Raw genomic sequence first — 4,200 nt, forward strand, 5'->3', positions numbered from 1 at the left:
GTGCACCAGCATTTTCATCTGGCGCCAAGGCTGACGGTGCTGGAGAACCTGCTGATAGGCATTCCCGGCAAGACAGGGCGGATCGACCGCGCCGGCGGGCTGGCGCGGCTGGCCGAGATCGGCCGCCAGCATGGGCTGACGCTTGATCCCGATCTTCCGGTCTCGGCGCTGTCGGTCGGCGAGCAGCAGCGGCTCGAAATCGTCAAGGCACTGTTTCGCGGCGCCAGGCTCTTGATCCTCGACGAGCCGACGGCGGTGCTGGCGCCGAGCGAGGTCGACGGGCTGTTTTCGGCGTTGCGGTCGATGGCGGCGCAAGGGCTCGGCATCATTTTCATCTCGCACAAGCTCAACGAGGTGCGGGCACTGACGCATCGCTGCACAGTGCTGCGGCATGGGCGCGTCGCCGGCCGCGTCGACGATCCCGCCAACACGACATCGTCCGCAATGGCGCAACTGATGTGCGGCCATGAGATCGTGCCGCCGGCGCGGGGACCATCGACGCCGGGTGCCGCTGTGCTCACCCTCAATGGCATTTCCACCTCGCGTCATTCGGGTACGGCGCTGCGCGACGTGTCGCTTGCCGTGCGTGCAGGCGAAATCCTCGGCATTGCCGGCGTGTCGGGCAATGGCCAGCGCGCGCTGGCGGAGGTCATCTCCGGCGTGCGCGTACCTGACGCCGGCCGGATGACGATCGCCGGCCAGAAAGTCTCACGCTTTTCGCCGCGCGAAGTGCAGGCGCTCGGTCTTGGCCGCATCCCGGAAGACCGTATGACGACGGGGCTGGTTACCAACCTGCCGCTCGCGGATTCGATGGTGTTGCCGCGCATCGGCACCGCCGCGTTCAGCAGCAAGGGTCTGCTCAAGCCGGATGCGATCCGCGCCTTCGCGGAAGAGCAGATCAAGGCCTATGATATCAGGTGCCCCGGGCCGATGACCCGCGCCGGCGCGCTGTCCGGCGGCAATCTGCAGAAGGCCCTTCTGGCGCGCGAACTCGCTTTCGACCCGAAGGTTCTGATCGTCTCGCAACCGACGCGCGGGCTCGATATCGGCGCGGCGCGTTTCATCCACGAAAAGTTCCTCGACATGCGGGCCAAGGGCTGCGGCATCATCGTCATCGGCGAGGATCTGGAAGAGCTGCTGGTGCTCTGCGATCGCATCGCGGTGATGTATGAGGGCCGCATTGTCGGCACGCTCGACAGCGCCGATGCAACGATCGCACAGCTCGGCCTGATGATGACCGGGGCGGAGGGGCACAGCTGATGTTTCGCCTGGAAGTCCGCACCTCTACGCCGGCCTGGTTCAACCTCGCTTTGCCGCTGCTGGCTATCGGCGCGACGCTTGTCCTGTGCAGCGGCCTGATCGCGCTGGCCGGCGCCGGCGTGCTCGATGCGTATGGCGTGATGTTCACGGCCTCGCTGGGCGACAGCTATGCGATCACCGAAACGATGGTGCGCGCCGCGCCGATGATCTTCACCGGACTGGCGGTGGCGGTCGCCTTCCGGGCAAAATTCTGGAACATCGGCGCCGAGGGTCAATTGCTGGCCGGCGCGGTGGCCAGCTGCTTTGTCGGCGCCATCCCGATGCCGGGACCGCTCGCCATGGTGTTGATGGCGGTCGCAGGCGCTGCGGCCGGGGCCGCGGTCGCGCTGGTGCCGGCGACCCTCAGGGTAAAATTCAAGGTCGACGATGTCGTCAGTTCGCTGCTGCTCAACTCGGTCATCTACTACGCGCTGATGGCGCTGATCGAAGGACCGTGGAAGGACTCCTTCAGCGGCTATCCGATCTCGCCGCCGATAGAGGATTCGGCCAATTTCCCTGTGCTGATCGAAGGTACAAGGCTGCATCTCGGCGTTATCGTGGCGCTGCTGGCGGCACCGCTGATCTGGTTCCTGATCGTGCGCACCACGCTCGGCTTCAGGATAAGGGTCACCGGCGAAAACCCGGAAGCGGCCAGATATGGCGGCATCCATGTCGAGCGCGTGCTGATCTCGACAGCGCTGCTGTCCGGCGCGCTGGCCGGACTGGCCGGCGTCGGCGAGGTCGGCGGCGTGCATTTCCAGGTGATGAGCGACATCTCGCCGGGCTACGGCTATTCCGGCATCGTCGTGGCCATGCTGGCGCGGCTCAACCCGCTCGGCGTCGTGCCGGCGGCGATCTTCCTTGCCGCCGTGATGACCGGCGCCGAGGCGATGTCGCGGGCGACCGGCGTGCCGGCCTTCCTCAGCGATGTCATCCAGGGCACTGCACTGCTCGCCATGCTGGTGGCGCTGCTGTTCACCGCCTATCGCATCCGCCGCGTCGGGGTTGCCCGATGAGCGCGGTGTTCGAACAGATCTTCCAGGTCGGTTTTCTGGCCGCGATCATTCGTATCGCCACGCCGCTGGCTTTTGCAACGCTGGGCGAAATGTTCTCGGAACGGGCCGGCGTGCTCAATCTCGGCATCGAAGGCATCATGCTTTTGTCGGCGATGACAGGCTTCACTGCTGCCAGCCTCAGCGGCAGCCTGTGGCTCGGCGTGCTGGCGGCGGTGCTGACCGGCATGCTGATGGGCGCGCTGCATGCGTTGTTCACGGTGGTGCTCGGCCTCAGCCAGCATGTCTGCGGCATCGGCGTGACGCTGTTCTCGTCGGGCCTTGCCTATTTCCTCTACCGGCTGATCTTCGGCCAGCAGTCTGTGCCGCCCAACATCAATGGTTTTCAGACGCTGCCGATCCCGATCCTGTCCGACATTCCGGTGCTCGGGCCGGCGGTGTTCAACCAGTTCGCGCTGGTCTACATGGCGATCCTGGCCATTCCGTTGGCCGCTTTCATACTCTACCGCACGCCATGGGGCCTGTCGGTGCGCATGGTCGGTGAAAATCCGCGTGCTGCCGATTCGGCCGGTGTCAGCGTCATCGCCACGCGCTTTCAGGCGGTTGTCCTCGGCGGCGCGCTGATGGGGCTGGCCGGCGCCTTCCTGTCGATGGCGCAGTTCAACGCCTTCACCTTCGGCGTCGTCTCCGGGCGCGGCTGGGTGGCGATCGCGCTGGTCGTCTTCGGTCGCTGGGATCCATGGCGCTCGGCGGGTGCGGCACTTCTGTTCGCCTTCGTCGATGCCTTGCAGCTGCGCATGCAGGCGAGCGGGCTCGGACACATCCCCTACGAGGCGTTCCTGATGCTGCCGTTCATCTTCACCATCGTCGCCATGGCTGTGATGTCGCGCAACGCGGTGGCACCGTCGGCGCTGCTCAAGCCATTTAGACGGGAAGAGCGCTGACAGCCGGGCGGCTGTCGGCGTAGCTGTTCACATCGCGGTAAAACCGTTGTCGACGAACAGATGCGTGCCGTTGACGAAGCTCGACTCGTCGCTGGCGAGGTAAAGCGCCGCCCTCGCCACCTCTTCCGGCTCGCCGATGCGGCCCTGCTGCGCGGCCAGCGCTGCGTCCGAGACATCGACGCCGAGCCTGCCGAGGTCGGCAACCTCGCGCAGGCCGTGCGGCGTGCGGATGAAGCCCGGGCAGACGGCGTTGCAGCGGATGTTGCGGTCGCGGAACTCGACGGCGATGGCGCGGGCGAACATGTGGCAGGCGCCCTTGGTGGTGTCGTAGAGCACTTCGTTGGGAGTAGCCGCCACCGCCGAGATCGACGAGGTGCAGACGATCGAGCCGCCGCCCGCCGCAATCATGCCGGGCAAAACGGCGCGCGTCATCAGGAACATCGAGCGCACATTGACGGCATGCAGCCAATCCCATTCCTGCACCGTGGTCTCCAGGAAGGGCTTTATCACGATGGTGCCGGCGTGGTTGAACAGCACGGTGATGGGCCCGAGTTTTTCGATAGCACCCTTCACGGCGGCTTCGACCTGTGCCTCGTCGGAGACGTCGGCGACAAAATGCTCGGCGACATGGCCGCGTGCCCTGATTGTCGCTGCGGTTGCGGCGGCCGCCTCGCCGTTGCGGTCGATGATCGCCACCTTGGCGCCTTCGGCGGCGAACAGCTCCGAGGCTGCTCCACCCATTCCCGTCGCGCCGCCCGAAATGATGGCGACCTTGCCGGCCAGTCTTGTGCCCATTTTTTTTGCCCCTATGTGACGATTTCGCTTTGCTGGTTGGGTGATGCTACCGCGCCGGCGCCGGGCGGCCAATCCACGAATTGAGTGCCGCGAGGGCAAGGTCATAGGTCCATTCGGACGCAGACCCGAAAACGGACGCGCCATACCTG

The 4,200-nt window shown here is 65.8% G+C and carries 4 protein-coding genes; 3 read left to right on the forward strand and 1 reads right to left on the reverse strand.

Annotated elements, in window-relative coordinates:
- The 3 genes from EN932_RS30465 to EN932_RS30475 all read left to right on the forward strand — a co-directional run.
- Positions 1 to 1,260, forward strand: a 1,260-nt coding sequence (locus EN932_RS30465) for an ABC transporter ATP-binding protein (RefSeq protein ID WP_164890695.1), incomplete at its 5' end; no start/stop codon positions are given.
- Positions 1,260 to 2,315, forward strand: a complete 1,056-nt coding sequence (locus EN932_RS30470; RefSeq protein ID WP_063169488.1) for an ABC transporter permease — start codon at positions 1,260 to 1,262, stop codon at positions 2,313 to 2,315. The genes EN932_RS30465 and EN932_RS30470, both read left to right, overlap by 1 nt.
- Complete coding sequence (locus tag EN932_RS30475) at positions 2,312 to 3,256, forward strand: ABC transporter permease (RefSeq protein WP_013528958.1); 945 nt, start codon at positions 2,312 to 2,314, stop codon at positions 3,254 to 3,256. The genes EN932_RS30470 and EN932_RS30475 overlap by 4 nt, the downstream gene beginning before the upstream one ends.
- Before the next feature lie 27 nt (positions 3,257 to 3,283).
- On the opposite strand, the gene EN932_RS30480 is transcribed toward EN932_RS30475, so the two are convergent.
- Positions 3,284 to 4,051 (reverse strand): SDR family oxidoreductase, encoded by a 768-nt coding sequence (locus tag EN932_RS30480; RefSeq protein ID WP_024504731.1) that lies wholly within the window; start codon positions 4,049 to 4,051, stop codon positions 3,284 to 3,286.
- Positions 4,052 to 4,200 lie beyond the last annotated feature (149 nt).

Origin of the sequence: Mesorhizobium sp. M7A.F.Ca.US.002.01.1.1, assembly GCF_004022955.1 — a bacterium.
GTDB lineage: Bacteria > Pseudomonadota > Alphaproteobacteria > Rhizobiales > Rhizobiaceae > Mesorhizobium > Mesorhizobium ciceri.